Origin of the sequence: Pectobacterium aroidearum, assembly GCF_041228105.1 — a bacterium.
GTDB classification, from domain to species: domain Bacteria; phylum Pseudomonadota; class Gammaproteobacteria; order Enterobacterales; family Enterobacteriaceae; genus Pectobacterium; species Pectobacterium aroidearum.
On sequence record NZ_CP166097.1, the window covers coordinates 1,954,941 to 1,971,116 of the forward strand.

Below are 16,176 nucleotides of genomic sequence, written 5' to 3' on the forward strand. Positions count from 1 at the left end.
GCCTGCCGTGAAATGATCAGACCACCGCGTGCGGTGTCCAGATCTGTGACGGATAGGGATAGGCCGTGAGAACGCCGTTACGAATAAGCTCGCCCAGCGCATCGGTGAGTGCTGGCACGTCCAGTCCAAGGCGAAAGCCCTGCAGCGGCCCGAGAGCGACCGGTAGCTCATGGAGCATGTCGCGGCTGCTCAGTAACTCCAGCACGGGCGTTTGCCAGTGGTCGAGCAGTGGCAGCGGACATGTATCTTTGACGAGTTGCCACAAGCGAACGGTCGGTTCAGCAGCAGAGCGCGGCAGTAGCGCCAGTGCGCTGGCTGTGCTCTTGTCAGGGCAGATGCAACGCTGGTCGAACAGCCACAGATTGGTGAGCGATCCAAACAGCGTGCGGCGATAGTTGCGGGTCAGACGCTTTTCAAGGCGCTCGACCGAAGGGATGAACACAGGTACGGAGCCGCCGTGCTCTGTGATGAGGTGAAACTGGTTCAGTCCATCGTCATCGCGGCCCAGTGTGAGTCGGGCGATAAATTGCTGGATAGCAGTATCCCGCGCCCAGATTGAGACAAAGACCAGATCGCCATTCTCGCGGCAGACGCAGGCATCGACCATCAGGTCAGTACATTCGTCGATGCGGAACAACGGTTGCTGTAATGAAGATTCGGGCATGGTGGTGTCCTCAATAAAAAATTGAGGGGCAACACCACCCTTGGGGCCGTGTTGCCCCAAGGGGATGAAAGCGCGTGAGCCGTTCAGCTTTCACGTTCGGCGAACGAACCGTCAGCCTGATGAATGACTACACGGTTGCCGACATTGTTTTCGGCATCACGCAGAACTTCGCTGAACATGCTCTCGGGCACGGTGATCTGAAAATGCAGCAACACGGCACGGTAGTAATCCAGGCCATGGCCAAATGGATCACGCTCTTGCAGGTTGCTGTACAGATAGATGTCGTGTTCGTCACACGTGTCTTCCTCGATCGGTTCTTCCGGTTTCTCAATGACGAGAAAGAAGTACTGCATCGGGCGATCCCAGCCGAGGTAGAGAGTGGTGGGAAAACCCAGGTGAGAGGTAGTGAAGTAGTGCCGACTCATGGTGAGGCTCCTGAAATGAAAGGACCGGGAACCTCCCTTGCGGGGAAGACCCCGGCGGGTGGATAAATACCGCATCAGCGGCGTGGAGATCGACGGTTGGCGTTCAATACTCGCTGCAACCAGCCGGACAGCAATTCGGATCAAGACCGTGTGTGCAATAGCCGTTTTCAGCATTCCAGTCCTGGGTCTCCTGCCTTTCAGCGGGCGTTGCATAATCCCATTCCCGTGCTATTGACAGCGCCTGTGCACGCAGGTGCTCGGGTAGTTGATCAACATGCTGGTCAATTGATGAGCTCAGGAGAACAATGTAATGGTCGTAAGCCAGCCCGCAGTACCTGCTAGCCTCTGTGGCTGCTGTTTTGCAGACAACCTGCCAGGCTTGTTCATCCAGTACGATGCGGGCATTTCCGTCAGCGTGCGAGAAAGAGGTTGTATCGTTTGTGAACATGATGGTGTGCTCCAGAAAGAAATCGGAGTCCTCCCCCAGGGAGGCGGGGCTCCGGTGGGTGGGGAAAAATGCGGCAGCAGTGACAGGATGAATCAGGTCGCCAGAGATTCTGGCTGGCGGTTCCACTGCTGGGCCGTGGCGTCGAACGCATAGCTCAACTGGCTCAACCGCGCGACTTGCAGGCGCAACGTGCGGCGGTCAATGGTTGCGTCCAGCTTCACCGATTCACCCAGCGGCCAGAGGATGCCGAACAATGCAGCATCATCGCTATCGGGATTGTCCGAGGCCGCTACAGTCGCGGAGGGTGCATCGACGCTGAATGGCGTGGTGTCGACCAGTGGGTCCTGGGTGGCTTGTACAGGGGCAGGCCTGGCCTTGGATTTGGACGTTGCGGTTGGCGTGGGTACGGGTTGAGTACCCGATTCCTCATCAAGCGGATCGACATCCTGCGTGGCGAAGGCGCGAGCCTCTGCTTTGCTGAGTTTGTCGATACCAGACAAGGTCATGCCATCCAGGTTGGCCCGGATCTCGAATCGCATGCCGTCGCCGACAGGATAGGCTTTCGGATAAATATATCGAATCGCAAATTCACCCTCATACTTTCCTTCGGGATACTGCTCCAGTTCGGGATCTTTGACATGGAACAGCCCAAGGTGAGTGGTGAGACGACCGACTGTGAACCGGCCGTTACGACCGGATATTGTGCGGATTGCGAGTTGGCCGCGAACGATAATGGGGGGAGTGGATTGAACGGCTGCTGTAGCCATGGATAATCTCCTGGGATGCGTTGTACTACCGATAACCTTGGGAAAAGAGACAAGACCCCAATGTGAGGTCTTGCCGATCGGCTTAGCGTGAAGTGACGAGAGCGGGCTCTTCTTCTACCGAGGATTGCGCTTCAGGTTCGGTTGTACCGGGCGTCGTAGGCGGCATATCCACGCTGTTATCAGACCTTTCTGACGCAGTGGATACCGCTGTAGCATGCTCGGAAGAGGGAGCCTGGTTGGCAGTGGGATAGACCAATTGGCCATCGATCTTGATCAGGCCAATATGGATCAGTTTGGACTCCAGACTCGCAGCCGGCTCGCCGGCATGCTCGCCCTTCGTGCGAAGGTACGGATCAGCTTTCATGTCGTTGAGACGAAAGGCCACCAGTACCTTGCGCTCAGCCTCGACGGCCTGCACGCAACGGCGCACCAGATGTTGAGCCTCCGGTGTGGTCACGATGGTGTTGATGTACCGGTATTCCGGTTCTTCGACAGGCCCGGCCAGCGCACCGATGGTGCATGCGAGGAACGGGTCACCCTTCTTCGGTGTGACGTCTTTGGGCCGATTGAGGTAGCCAATGCCCCGAGTGACCAACTCGTACTGTTCGATTATTTGCAGTGCGGCAGGGGCGATCAGTTCAGCTTTCAGGAGCCGTCCCTTGAGACTGGCTGCCGGTTCACCCTTGCGCTCACCGCTGGGGCGAATGAATGCATCACTCCACAGATCCCCCAGCCGGAACTTGATCATCGGACGCTGCTTTGGATCATCAATGCCGACATAGTGTTCGACCAGTTTTTTAGCCTCGGCACCTGTGACTTTGACATCAAAATAGCGGGTGGTCGGTTCTTGGGACGAGCCGACCAGCGCTGCGATGGTGCAGGCCAGGAAGGGTTGAGCACGTCGGCCACCCCGCACGGGAACTTCCCGTACGCGTTGCAGACGACCGTAACCTTCGGTGTGCAGATCGAAATAGGCCTTTTCGCCTGAAGTAGAATGAGTCATGGTGAAATCTCCATTGAAAATGAAGCGGAGACACACCAGGCCCGATGGCGGGGGTGTGTCACCCCGCGATGGGTTGATAAGGCGAATGCATCCACTACCGGTAGAAGCCGGTGGTCGTCCGCGCGAGGATGCTGTGCGAACTGGCTTGGTCATGCGGTTTTTGCCGCACCGCAACCTTGGAGACCGTGGTTGCGTGGCATGTCGCTGACAACGTCAGCAAAACATGCAGACAGAATGCCCGTGCCTCAATGCCGGCGCGACGAGAAATATGAACTGGAGTCGTTCCCTATTTTCGAGATGCCATTCCTCTGGAAATGGCTGTCGTGGTACAAACGCGTACTTAACGACTTTCTGCATCACCCATGGAGGGAGAAATAATGTCGATTGATTTGCAGGCGCTGTCCGCAGCCGAATTGAAGAACCTGATCGCATCCGCACAGGATCAACTGGTCAAGGGAGAACGTGAACGCATCAAGGCTGTTCGCGAGAAAATTCTGCAGTTGCTGGAAGGTGAAAATCTGGAGCTGGAGCAGGTCTTCCCGAACTCGAAGCCGAGTCCTCGGGTAAAAAATCCTGTGGCTCCCAAATATGCACATCCCGACAACCCAGGCCTGACCTGGAGTGGTCGAGGTAAGCAGCCGAACTGGTTCAAAGAGGCGCTCGCGGCAGGCAAAACGCAGGCGCAGTTATTGCTGCCCTAGTCGTTATCCAAAGTGGCACCTGATCAGCACAGACCCAAGACAATCAGGTTTCCCTGCGGCGCGATTTAATCACCGCAAAAACAGGCCACCGCATCTTCGGTTGAATCGAACAGATCACCCTGATTTGCGGCGAAGCGCGCCAGATCGGCATAGCTGGGACCGTCAATACGAAACCGTGTGCCACTGGCTTTGCTGGCCAGATTCAGTGATTCCATGCGTATCCACCATATGGCAGCTTCCGGTCTGGCCTTGATGAGGGCCAGTCGCTGTCCCTGTGGCTTGAGGAAGCACAAATCACAGTTGCCTTCGAGTGTGCGGCCTTTCACGGTCAAGAGTTCCAGATCGAAAGGTTGCGCCTGCCAGAACGCACTGACCTCGTATACGCTGATGTTTGCATCGGCCAATGGCATGCACATCATTTCATGGCTTGATTCCGTGGAGTGACCGCGTGCCCGAATTTTGGCGACACGCCGTTGCTCGTCGGCGCGGATGCCAATGAATTGATCCCATTCCGCCCAACCAAGACTGCGCAGGTATTTATGCATCGGCCGAATTTTCAGGCTGGTGGTGCAGCCGCGAGCAACGGGATTGGGCAGGTATTGGCGTTTACGGATCAACGCCTCGAAAGGCTCACCCTGACGGCTGGCCGTCGTGAAATCGACCCGTGTGAACCCTGGTGCAGCGTCCTGATATTCGAGCCAGTGGATGGAGGTTTTCCAATGTGTGGCGCAGTCACGCACGAAGCGCAGGGTAGCCTCTACTTCTTTGCCCGTGTTGGCGAAGCAGACTATGGTATCGGCAGGCAGGCCGCAGTTGGCCTGTAAAACGCGCCACAGCATATAGGCACTGGTGCGGCCACCGGAAAAACTGATGCAGGTCGGGGAGTCAATCTTGAACGGGTCGCGCATGGGGGTGTCTCCAGGGGATCGCTGGCGGAATGGCCCGTCGTGGGCTGAGACGCATGCGTGTCAGCGGTGGAGGTGCTGGCGCGATAGGAAAGAAGCCCCCATGAGGGCTGACGGTTCCCCATAAATAAAGACAGGCATAGAAGGTTGTGATCTACTTAGTGTTCCACCAAAAAGTAAGGTCACGCCTCTATGCCTGCTTCACAAGTTTGCCATAAATTTTTTAGCCAGTCCCTGAACTCACTCCATCAGTACCGTAAAATGCTCTGCTCGATATGACCGTTGCACTGACGCGTGGCGCATCGCTCTCTCTGACCAGCATCGGCAGGTATCTGCCAGGACCGGCACGGGTTAAGCACAAGATTAAGCGTGTTGACCGCCATCTCAACAGTGACCTGATGTTTAGCGATGTCCCCGCTGTTTATCAGAAGCTTGTATCCCGCCTCACCTGCAGCCTTTCATTATGCGTTATTGCCGTGGACTGGAGCGGCTATCCGTCATCGGAGCTCAGCGTTTTGCGGGCGAGTCTACTGTGCGATGGAAGAGCTATCCCGCTGATGAGTAAAGTCATTTCCTCTCAATACCAGAACAACGCTACCGTTCAGAACGATTTTCTCGATCAGATGGCTGCCGCCATCGGCAAAGATAAGCAGGTCATTGTTGTGACTGATGCAGGCTTTCGCAGCAGTTGGTTTCACCACATTCGCTCTCTGGGCTGGCATTTTGTCGGACGTATCAGAGGTCGCCTTTATTTTCAGATAATCGGGGATGAGGAATGGAAAATGGCGCGGGATATTACGTCAAGAGCGAAGTCATGCTATCTGGGATTTGGGCGACTGGCACGCAACGCCAGCCGTGACTGCCTCGGGCATTTCTATACCGTGCATAAGCGGGCAACGGGCAGGAAAGGTAACCAGTGCTTCCCTAAAACGGACAAGATGTATCGTAAAAGCGCGCGTGAACCGTGGCTGCTTTTTACCAGCCTGATGGGATATAAACCACGTGAGATAGTTAAAATTTACAGTCGCCGTATGCAGATAGAGCAGAATTTTAGAGATGAGAAAAGTGAGCGCTATGGACTGGGGCTTAGGGCAAGTAAAAGTCGGGGCGAAAAGCGAATATCAGTGCTCTGCCTGATAGCGACACTCTACAGCATCATCATGTGGCTAACGGGTTATTATCTTGAAAGCAAAGGAATAAATAGATGGTTTCAGGCGAACAGTGAGAAATCTCGGAGGGTGTTGTCGTATCTGACATTGAGTGAAAATGTCATCCGTCAATCACCGAGGATCCTGTCGAGGATGAACCCCGACAGGGTATACGACGATATGGCGAGAGCCTATCGAAACATCATCATGGTGTATTGATGATGTTTCTGGGGATCTCTCAGCCCATGAGGGGGCTATGGAGGACGAGGCTCAGTTGCTATCGGGGCTTGTCGCGACAACTTGCAGGAAAATCTGTGTTGCGGTAGCGGACACTTCGAGATCACCAGCACCATCCAGGATGCCGGTAAACACCCTGTCGCCAGGTTCGAAAAACTCACCAAAATCATCGCCACCGAACTCAGCGCGTGAACGCTCCCACCAGTCGTCGAAGGGCGCAACGTCAGGGTTGCAGCCAATTGCGTAGGCGATCAGCTTTTGACGCCCATCGGGATGGCGTTCACCATGCTCGGCGAGCCAGTAAACACCCTGATCCTTGACCAGGATGATGCGGCACTGATTGGCAACAGCCTCGGCGATGACGGGCCGCAATTCGGCTCCTTTGAAGCGTAAAGTCATACAAGTTACTCCTGAGAGGATGGTATGCCGGGCAACACAGTGAAGAAGTGTTGTCCGGGGCGGGGGATTGGTGCGTATCCCAGTCGAGGTGCGATAAGTAAACGATGCTGGTCAGATAACCACCGTATAGACGGGTTGTCTGTCGCGTCATGACTTGCGTCGCAGCGGCTTTTGAATGGTGCGCACACGTATGCGACGCCAACTGCCATCGTCGATCAGCCTGAACAGTACGTCTCCGAGGGTATCGAAGAACACACCGTCAACCCGTTCAACCAACTCTCCATCGTGGCTCAGCACTACGGCATAGAGGTCGTCGGCGCGTTCGTATTGCACAGTGACGCGGCCATTGAATTTCGCCGTGCTTGTGTTGAAGCTGATAGCCGGTGGTGTAGCGATGATGTCCTTGGGCAGTGGATCAACCCAGGTGAAATCCCGCGCACCCGCATCAACCAGCAGGTGCGTAATCCGACGAAAACCATCCGGTGCCGGCAGCTCCTCCAGTTGCCTGATCAGTTCCTGTAACTCCGGGCAGCGGGGTTGCGGGATCGGAAGCTTGGCGGGGGCGGAGCCGAGGACATACGTCTGGAGCTTGTAGGGCTTGCCATCAGCGGTGTATTTGGTGCGCTCTTCGGGGGTGTCTGCGCGAAGACCGTCGAAGCGATGCCGTGCGTAGGGTTCGACCTGCACCCTGGCTCCTTCGTCTGGATCTTCGGTCACGAGCGTCCGGTCAAGCACGGCGAACTCGATTCGGCCCGTCTTGACGACAATGGCATCCTCCGTCCTGGCGATGATCTTTCCTTCAAAAGGCTTGGGATCAATGTGAAAGCCCAGTGTCGACACCTTGGGCTGGCCGTCAAAAATTTTGAACCTGAAACTGCGGGCATTGGAAGGAACGTGGTCACGCACCAATGACTGCATCTGATTGCGAATGGTTTGATGATCCATGGGAAAGTCTCCAAAAAAAGGAGCTCCCCAGCCACAAGGGAGGAGAGCCCCTATGGGTGGAATGAGAAAATAGCGAAAGCCAACACACCGTCGGCGTGTCGCAGTCTTGATGGCCTTGACTGCCTGGGATGTTGCCAGCTACGCCGGCGAACATGTATTCAGCATGACGTGGCAACGGTGCGTGTGTGTGGAACAACACGCATCAGGACGTGCCCGTATTGGTTAGCGCGATGTCACCCGGGTGTCTGCAATGCCTGGAGCAGACGCTGACCCAGCCAGGCTACGCATGGTACGGCCATAGAATTGCCGATCGCTTTGTAGCGGGGGGTATCAGCAGCAGGTTTGCCGCCGCGATATGGCACCAGCGTCCAGCCATCCGGCATGCCCTGCAAGCGTTCGCATTCGACGGGCATGAGCCGCCTGACCCTCCATTGCTGCCAGTTTTCTCCATTATGCTCAAGCGGCGTGTAATGGAAGTGCGCGTCAGGCGGGGTGACGCTGAACACGGTTGGCATGCCCTGACCGGGCTTTCCGCCGCTGGCGAGCAGCGTGCCAGCGATCTGCCCGTGACCCGATTCCAGGCGCAGTTCGCCACGCCCGTTCTGTGCAAAGGCGATGGCAGGCCAGGCCCTGGTCCGCAATGTCGGGGTGACGTCTTTTACGGCATCCGCGCCATAGTCCTGAGCGGTAAAGGCCATCATCGGGATACCTTTGTTGGCACCATCTTCCCTGTAGTCTTTGCCATGCGTTGCCGGGTTCAGTGTATGGCTGAGGGGGCCTGCCATCGACTGCACCAGGAAGTTCTCGGTGCAGATGTCATGTTTGGAACCGGCTGCCATCAGGCAGGCCGCCACGTTGACTGGCCCTGTACCGCCAGCGAAACTGAATGTCGTGACCACCTTGTCATAGGGGCTCAGTCCGGCATAGTCGCTTGCTGTCGCAGGGCCTGCTCCAGCAGCGCGGGCAGCTTCTTGCCACGGCGAGCTGCTCGCATAAGAATGCCCGCGCACGCTGTCGCGCTCAAAAAGTACTTCGCAGGGATCGAGGTCGTCTCGACCACTTGCCACAAGAAACACACGCTTGCGGCGCTGGGCGACACCGAAGTGTTGGGCGTCGAGCACCCGCCACGCGAGGCGACGGCGGGGTCCAGACACGTGACCTGCGTGCGCCCATTTTTCCCCTGGCGGGTTGAGCGCATGGCTTTCTCCGGCCAGTGCGCCCAGCAGGCAGCCAAAGGCGTTGGAGCGGTCACTGAGCACGCCAGGGACGTTTTCCCAGACGATCGTGGTGGGGGACTGATGATTTTTGAGACGGATTTGGTCGATGACATTGGCAAGCTCCACGTAGCTGAGGGTTAAGGCACCGCGAGGGTCGTTCAGTCCCCGTCGTGCGCCGGCAATGCTGAACGCCTGGCAAGGTGTCCCGCCAACCAGAATATCTGGGGCGATGACCTCGCCAGCGTGTACCTGGTTGGCGATGTGCGTCATGTCGCCGAGGTTGGGCACATGGGGGTAGCGGTGTGCGAGCACGGCACACGGGAAAGGGTCGATTTCCGAAAACCAGGCGGCTTTCATACCCAGTGGTTCCCAGGCGAGGCTGACTGCCTCGATGCCACTGCAGACGCTGCCGAATTGCAGTACATGGGGTGTTGTAGGTTGCATGTTCATAGGGTCTCCTGTTTTTTGGTTCAGGGCCACAGGCCCAACCTTGTGTGTCGTAAATCAGGAGAAAAAGTGTCGGGGACCTGTTGGCCTCCGACTTGGTAGGAATAAACCACCTGTGGGCTGTTTCAGGATGTGGTCGTCGTCAAAACCATTCACTGTCGCAGCAATCGCACCCGGCCGTTATCGTGGTTGTGGCCGGAATCCTCTGGCATGTATCCACACACAAAGGGAGCCCAGTTTTTCGCCGTTGGGCGCGGCAACGAATACCGTCATCCCCGAAGGGTTTCCTGATGTCTGGCCTCTCAAACAAGGCATCAGGAAACCCTTCAAGGAAGGCGGAAGTACCGGAGAAGAGGGAAAGCGTCTGGTGCGATCCGTGGACGAGTTGCCCTCTGCCTCGCTGCCTGAGCATAGCGAAGTGCGCACTGTTTAGTAGAAGGCTTGGTGCGCGGGGATTCCCGCATGGGCGCGGGGGGGGGGGAGCCATGTCATCACTGAAGATGTGGCATGGCTTTTGGGTTCAGGGCGGTTCAGGATGCCCGTGTGCTGCTGTTACGTTTGCGCGGCATAGCACGTTTGTGTTTGCCGTTGTCGATAGGCTGAGAGCCTTTGCAGTCAGGATAGCGAGGGCAAGACCAGAATGGCCCGCTTTTGCCAGTACGCTGACGCATAGCGGTGCCGCATTCTGGGCATGCAGGTCCCTGTGGCACCTTGATAGACAGCGATGCACCTCGATACTGCTGTACCAACTGCGTGATCCAGGCTGACTGCTTGTCGATGAAGACATCAAGAGTGAGCTGACCGGCTTCGATCATGTCCAGCGCCTGTTCCCAGATGGCGGTCATGCCGGGATCGGCAATGGCACCGGGAACGGCGTCGATGAGTGTGAAGGCCGCATCGGAGGCACGTACCGAACGGCCTTTCTTCTGCAGGTAGCCACGGTCAAGCAATCCTTTGATGATATTGGCGCGAGTTGCCTCAGTGCCGATACCCGTGGTGTCCTTCAGCTTTTGCTTCAGGCGTGGATCGGCAACCAATTTAGCAACGCCCTTCATCGCTTTGACCAGTTCGCCCTGGGTATAAGGACGTGGCGGCGATGTCTTGAGCGCTTTGCAGTCGATTCCAGTGGTCTGGCAAGACAAACCTTCATGCAGCGCTGGCAGAACCTGGCTGCGCGGAGTGGTCTCGCCATCATCGTCTGGCCTGGGCTCAGCGAGTACCTGCCGCCACCCGATGACGACGACCTGCTTGCCGACAGCCTGTAGCGTTTCACCCGCACAGGATAAGCGTGCAGTGGTGCGGTCAAACTCATGTTGCGGCAGAAACTGCGCCAGATAGTGGGCACGGATCAGCATATAGACTGCCCGTTCCTTGTCACTCATTGCCTTAAGGTTGGCGGGTTCGAGCGTGGGAATGATGCCGTGGTGCGCCGTGACTTTGCTGTCGTTCCATACACGTGAGCGCTGGTTGCGGTCTAGCTTGTCAACGAGCGGTCGCAGGCCAGGATCGGTTTTGAGAAGACTGTCGAGTACGGTGGGCACCTCGGCGAACATGCTGTCGGGCAGATAGCCGGAGTCTGAGCGCGGATACGTCGTCGCTTTGTGAGTTTCGTACAGTGCCTGAGCGATTTCCAGGGTTTCCTGCACGTCCAGGCCCAACTGTTTTGAGCAGATTTCTTGCAGCGTGCCCAGATCGAAGGGTAACGGTGGGCCTTCACGCATGCGTTCAGTTTCGACGGACGTGATCTGGGCGCTACCAGCCGAACGCATGCGCTCTACTGCCTGCCGGGCTATGGGCTCCTGCAGGCAGCGGCCGGCATCGTCTGTTGCTGTATCTGGTGCAAGCCAGGCTGCAGTGAAAGATTGACCTGCGCTCGATAGTACGGTCTCGACTGCCCAGAACGGTACAGAGACAAAGCATGCGATCTCGCGGTCGCGATCGACAACCAGTTTCAGCGTTGGGGTTTGTACCCGGCCCACGGAGAGGACGCCATCGTAACCGGCCTGCCGCCCCATAACGGTGAACAGGCGACTGAGATTCATGCCAATCAGCCAGTCTGCGCGGGAACGGGCCAAGGCCGAGAAGTACATCGGCATGGTTTCGCTTGATGGCCTGAGCGTTGCCAGTGCTTTGCGGATCGACGCGTCATTTAATGCCGATAACCAGAGCCGCTGGATGGGGCCGCGATAACCGCACAGTTCGATGATCTCACGTGCGATCAACTCGCCTTCCCTGTCAGCATCCGTTGCGATGACCAGTTCGCTTGCCTTGCTCAGAAGGTCTTTGACGACGTTGAACTGCGAGGCGGTCTTGGATTTGACGTCGACGCGCCAGCGCTCAGGGATAATGGGCAATTGCTCGATAGACCAGCGTTTGTACTGCTCGCCATAGGCATCGGGCGGTGCTGCTTCAACGAGATGACCGATGCACCAGGTTATGGTGATACCTGAACCGGTGAGGCAACCCTTGCCTCGTTGGGTAGCCCCCAGTACACGTCCGATATCTTTGCCCTGGGAGGGCTTCTCGCACAGAAATAGCTTCATGGAATTCTCTCGGCACGTGAATCATGCTGTCGAGTATTCCCGGCTGGAGATTTTAAAATGATAAAGAATGCGGATTACGAGCCAACGTATTGGTGTCGCAAGGCAGGTATTATGCTGGTGTTTTTAGTATGCTGGATTTATTGCGCAACGCAGTGGGGAAGGTTTGAATAATTTAGTGGTTATCCCTCCTGATAATTATCGGGAGTTTCGAAGTCGAATTCTATCTAGAATTGCGGCAGAAGAAAAACGACAGGTTGATATAAATCAGCCAATGCATCCTCTTCGGGAGTTAAGGCAGGCAATCGCTGCTTACCAGCAACATTTGGCCTTCTATGGCGAGTCGATGTTGGCAGAGGACGTGGCTGTTGAATCCCATCTGCGCAGAGCATTACGTATCCCAAACCACGTATCCTTGCGGCCTTCAAAAATTGAAATCATCAGGCAGTATCTGATGTGCTTTCTGCCGTTGTCGATGGTGCTGCATCGGGCCAGAAAGTTTCTTCATTATGCGGGTTCGTTCTGCGGAAGAAGTCTGGTCTATTCGGTACATGTGAAGCGGACACTCACAGATAGCCATTACTACAGCCGATCGTTTGATTTCGTCATGCGCAAACTGGAACTGCCCAATACATTCGAGGCGTTCCGAGGCATGCGAGAGCTGGATATAGACTGGATGCAGTCATATTGCTGTTTGGGCGTTCAGCAAAAATTGCAGATGGATAAATCCCATGCAGTATTGCCCGGGCGGCAGGTTAATGGCGCACGAGTTCTGACGTTGGTGCGACAAGGGATCGTCCAGCGAGTGGAGGATCTCTCCTGGCTTCCTGAGCGTCCAAGTTGGTTGAGTCGTTACGAGCAACCGTCATTGGAAGAACAGCTACGCTTCAAGGAATTGGTAGTGCTGTTGCGCAAAGCGGGTGTCCCAGCCGAGAAAATTGCCCGTCAGGTGGATGTCGACCTATCGCATCGAAATGTTGAGTGGCTGACTGAGAATCTCGAACAACTGGACTGTGATAGCGAGGGGCTCGGGGTGCTTTTTGAGCACATGGCACGGCATGTGTTGTTTACTCAACCGCAGCGTTGGCGCTTTCTGCTGCAGGTACTCAAGATCCGCCGTGCTGTCGATCTGGTGCGCTTTGATCGTTTACTGGGGGGCCATCAGACTTGCAGTGCTGAGTTCGCCCTGGCATTGCTGACGGCCGGAGCTGATATTGATGGGTTGGTTGCTTGCCAAAAATTGATACTGGAAACGGGTGAGATGGATGATCTCACTCCGGTCACTGCCAGACTCAATGTGTTGCTGTCGGCACCTTGGCTTTTTACCTTCGAGCAATTGGCTAGCGCCGAGGATTACCTGCTGCTGGAGCTGGATTTGTCAGCTTACTTGCAGGTGCTGCAGGAATATGGATTTTCAACTGCCGCTGCCGTACTGGCCTTTCAGGGCAGTTATCGGCAGCTTAGAGCAGAATCGCTGTCGCGTTGGCTGGCTATTGCGGCCTTGCCGGGCGTAGGACAGACGCCGTCAACCGTGGCCAAATGGCTGCAAAGAGCAGCCTCTGGCGGGTATGCGGACGCCTTTGAATACATGCAGCAGTCAGGGGAATTGCAGACGTTTGCGCACTTGCGCCAGGTGACCAAGGTGGCCTCCCTCGGCACTACGCTGCTGTCCTATCTACGTGAAGATCGCGGACTTGTCGGGCTACCTGTCCTACTGAAGTGGTTTTACAACTATGCACCTGGTATCAAGGATGTACACCTTGGGGTAGGGATCGACGCCATCAAGCGTGTGCTGTTGGATGATGCCTTTACCCGTTGTGACTTCACGCTGATGGCAGGCAATCGCACTTGTGTAGAATCGTTGCTAAGCCATTATGTGGAGCAGAAGATAGGCCGCTATCCCTATCAGGCCGAGGATGAGCAGAAGACGAGTTACCTGCAATGCAGCAGTGACCTTCGCCATGAGCTGGTAGAGCGTTTTGCTCCTTGTATAAAGCGCATGCTGGGGCTGACCGATGGTGTGCTTCTGGATAGCCTGATGCCATACCTTGAAGCACCACTTGTTCAGCTTGAGGGAGAGGTTGATAGCTTGCGGTTACTGCTGAATGATCTGCTTGCTGGCCGTGGGCCTTCAACAGTGACATTAAGCCAACAGCAAGCCGAGCTTGTTGCCCTGGTGTATCGCACCAGTGCTTCTACCATTCGCCAGCTTTGGCCATGTCTGCAGTCGCGGGAGACGGATGTACCTTCTAGCTTGCTGGAAGCAAGCTATCCAATGACGTGGATGCGCACTGAGTTACAGGTAGAAGGTGATGTCGATTCGCGAGGGCTTGATGCACTTGCTAGAGCATTGGTATTTGCTGCTCGCTTCTCGTCTTGCATTGCACAAGATGAGCATGAGGCTTGCCGGCATTTGAGTCCAAAGCGTTTGGGAGATAGTGCTGCCGATGTTTGGTCGTTGGCACCACATCTTGGCGTGTTGCTAGCTATCTGTCATGCCGATGAAAATGTTGCTGTGTGGCTTAAAGAAGGAGAGGAAAGGCTAAGGACAATGGCACAGGCGGGCTCGGAGATCGTTCTGCTATTGGATTCACTGCGTGCGTTGTTTGATGTGGATATCGGCGATGCTCTGGATGTCCACATTGCGCCCTTCGTTGCTGGATTGAGCAGTAGCGCTGTGGCGGTGCTGGGCTCGCGTCTTGATGCTCGCTGGCAGATAGACGAAGGTGCTCCTGATCAACGACTGTCAGAGGCGATAGCTCGAACTAGGGTATTGGTTTTAAAAAAATTTGGACGCTGGAGTGAGTTACAGCGCAGGCGCGTGGTTCATGAGGGGGAGAGTCAGACGGGTAGCCAGATGGTTGCCTGCGTTTCTAAATCACCCGCGGCGTTCTTTGCCAAGATGTCAGCTGGTATTTGTACCGGGAACAATACGCGGATGTGGGAGGAGTCCCGACATGTACACATGCTTGTGTTTGCACCAGGCGATAAGCGCATTGCCGGAATGGCATTGTTGTATTTCGAGCGGATAGGGAGCTTTGATAAAGCGGGATTTACATTGGTGATCCGTGCCATTAATCCGATCGGGGATGTGTTTGCTGCCCACAGTGTGTCATCGATTGTGGATGGCTACTTTGATGCAGCCATACGCATCGCTCAGGATGCTGGATGTGTCATGGTCGCGTTTCCGTCTCCGACCGGCATGCACCTGATGTCAAATCGCAAGGATATCGAGGATGACATCAAGACGCGCTATATCGGCCGTTCTCGTAGGATGTATCGCTATGACACTGAGGATGCTGGAGAGGATTGGCGAACTGAGCCGCGTCAGATAACCACGAATTTCTACGCCTACGAAGAGGGGGTGAACCTAGTCAACGAACTGTATGTGATCTGGCGGGCACAGGAGCCCGCACAAGAGGTGGATGATGTGCGGGTAGTTGCAACGCAGAGCTAGCGGCGGGTAAGCCTATTTTGCAACAAAAACCAGCACATGTTTAGTGCGAAGGATCGACCCAGTCGGGTCATCTGGTTTTCTGGTATACCAACTGGGCGATGGGCTCCGGGACTCAGGAAGCTGAATACACCTGCCAGCCCTTTTTCTTCTTCTAAAGTGATTTCTGCACTTTCACGCAGGAAACGGAGAACCTCGCCCCATTTGGCTGCATTATAGGTTGGTGTTGGCTCCATTCCTTCTGCAACTTCGGCTGCAATATCGACTGCCAGAGTTTCCAGTGCGATACGAGCATTGGTCAGTGATGCGTTGTAGTCAGGAGGAGAGGAGCGAAAGCGCTGATCGGAATCTCTGATTTTGGCGATGATGTCTTCCCAGCGTGGTAAACCACATTGTCGTAGTGCTTCCATCAGGTCGTCTTCCATTGGGGATGCATCGGCAATGGAGGGATCACCTTGAGTCAATTGTTGATCATGGATGATGTAGCCATCAAGCACGAGACATTGGCTGAGATCATGCATTCGTTCGTCGAAGAGGACCTTGGGTGATATAGCTGCTCGTAGATTTTTTGTTGTTGCAATGATTTCCTGCAATATCGATAACAGAATCGCGTCACTCATATTTTGAAAGGCGTGAATCAGATTAAGCAGTAATTGTTGTGAATATAGATTCTGATGGTCAACATTGTTCTTGCCCAAAAGGGCGATAGAGACAGAGATGTCCTGTATTGCCAAAAACTGGGCAAGAGAGTGTCGTGTACGCTGACTTATCATAATGGCTACCGGAAATGGTGAATTGAACAATTATGCCAATCTTTGGTTAATGAATCACCATCGTCGTTCAGCCTCAAGGTGTTTCAAGAGTACGACTACGGCG

At 55.4% G+C, this 16,176-nt stretch carries 13 protein-coding genes and 1 pseudogene; 3 read left to right on the top strand and 11 right to left on the bottom strand.

Going from position 1 to position 16,176, the window contains the following annotated elements; translation table 11 throughout:
- Positions 1-16: 16 nt before the first annotated feature.
- The 5 genes from AB8809_RS08980 to AB8809_RS09000 all read right to left on the bottom strand — a co-directional run bounded on the left by AB8809_RS08980 (position 17) and on the right by AB8809_RS09000 (position 3,307).
- Positions 17-664 carry a hypothetical protein gene (locus tag AB8809_RS08980; RefSeq protein WP_129712312.1) on the bottom strand — a complete coding sequence of 216 codons (648 nt, stop codon included), beginning with the start codon at positions 662-664 and terminating at the stop codon, positions 17-19.
- A gap of 83 nt (positions 665-747) precedes the next feature.
- Positions 748-1,089: a hypothetical protein gene (locus AB8809_RS08985; protein WP_129712311.1), complete on the bottom strand. Its 342-nt coding sequence runs from the start codon at positions 1,087-1,089 to the stop codon at positions 748-750.
- 103 nt (positions 1,090-1,192) lie between these two features.
- Positions 1,193-1,537: a hypothetical protein gene (locus AB8809_RS08990; protein ID WP_129712310.1), complete on the bottom strand. Its 345-nt coding sequence runs from the start codon at positions 1,535-1,537 to the stop codon at positions 1,193-1,195.
- A 92-nt stretch (positions 1,538-1,629) separates the two neighbouring features.
- Positions 1,630-2,304 (bottom strand): DUF3275 family protein, encoded by a 675-nt coding sequence (locus AB8809_RS08995; protein ID WP_129712309.1) that lies wholly within the window; start codon positions 2,302-2,304, stop codon positions 1,630-1,632.
- A gap of 82 nt (positions 2,305-2,386) precedes the next feature.
- The gene (locus AB8809_RS09000; RefSeq protein ID WP_129712308.1) at positions 2,387-3,307 is read right to left on the bottom strand and encodes a DUF3577 domain-containing protein; all 921 of its coding nucleotides are present in this window, start codon (positions 3,305-3,307) and stop codon (positions 2,387-2,389) included.
- Between the two features lie 377 nt (positions 3,308-3,684).
- Here AB8809_RS09000 and AB8809_RS09005 point away from each other — a divergent pair, with 377 nt between their 5' ends.
- The gene (locus AB8809_RS09005) at positions 3,685-4,008 is read left to right on the top strand and encodes an H-NS family nucleoid-associated regulatory protein (RefSeq protein WP_129712307.1); all 324 of its coding nucleotides are present in this window, start codon (positions 3,685-3,687) and stop codon (positions 4,006-4,008) included.
- Positions 4,009-4,073: 65 nt separating this feature from the next.
- Here the strand turns inward: AB8809_RS09005 and AB8809_RS09010 are convergent, their stop codons facing one another.
- Positions 4,074-4,916: a phosphoadenosine phosphosulfate reductase family protein gene (locus AB8809_RS09010; protein WP_129712306.1), complete on the bottom strand. Its 843-nt coding sequence runs from the start codon at positions 4,914-4,916 to the stop codon at positions 4,074-4,076.
- A gap of 189 nt (positions 4,917-5,105) precedes the next feature.
- On the opposite strand from AB8809_RS09010, the pseudogene AB8809_RS09015 reads away from it, so the two are divergent.
- A pseudogene (locus AB8809_RS09015) lies at positions 5,106-6,280 on the top strand (IS4 family transposase).
- A 51-nt stretch (positions 6,281-6,331) separates the two neighbouring features.
- On the opposite strand, the gene AB8809_RS09020 reads toward AB8809_RS09015, so the two are convergent.
- The 4 genes from AB8809_RS09020 to AB8809_RS09035 form a co-directional block, all read right to left on the bottom strand.
- The gene (locus AB8809_RS09020; RefSeq protein WP_005966940.1) at positions 6,332-6,697 is read right to left on the bottom strand and encodes a DUF3085 domain-containing protein; all 366 of its coding nucleotides are present in this window, start codon (positions 6,695-6,697) and stop codon (positions 6,332-6,334) included.
- Positions 6,698-6,844: 147 nt separating this feature from the next.
- On the bottom strand, positions 6,845-7,642 hold the full coding sequence (locus AB8809_RS09025) for a GTPase (protein WP_129712305.1): 798 nt from the start codon (positions 7,640-7,642) through the stop codon (positions 6,845-6,847).
- Between the two features lie 233 nt (positions 7,643-7,875).
- A complete protein-coding gene (locus tag AB8809_RS09030) occupies positions 7,876-9,309 on the bottom strand; it encodes a DNA cytosine methyltransferase (protein ID WP_349856129.1) in 1,434 nt (477 codons plus the stop codon).
- A 527-nt stretch (positions 9,310-9,836) separates the two neighbouring features.
- A complete protein-coding gene (locus tag AB8809_RS09035; protein ID WP_129712302.1) occupies positions 9,837-11,849 on the bottom strand; it encodes a DNA topoisomerase III in 2,013 nt (670 codons plus the stop codon).
- 163 nt (positions 11,850-12,012) lie between these two features.
- Between AB8809_RS09035 and AB8809_RS09040 the strand changes: the two genes are divergently transcribed.
- A complete protein-coding gene (locus AB8809_RS09040; protein WP_129712301.1) occupies positions 12,013-15,303 on the top strand; it encodes a hypothetical protein in 3,291 nt (1,096 codons plus the stop codon).
- Here AB8809_RS09040 and AB8809_RS09045 read toward each other — a convergent pair.
- Positions 15,300-16,073, bottom strand: coding sequence for a hypothetical protein (locus AB8809_RS09045; protein WP_103182583.1), 774 nt, complete (start codon positions 16,071-16,073; stop codon positions 15,300-15,302). The two genes, AB8809_RS09040 and AB8809_RS09045, sit on opposite strands and share 4 nt — an antisense overlap.
- Positions 16,074-16,176: the final 103 nt, after the last annotated feature.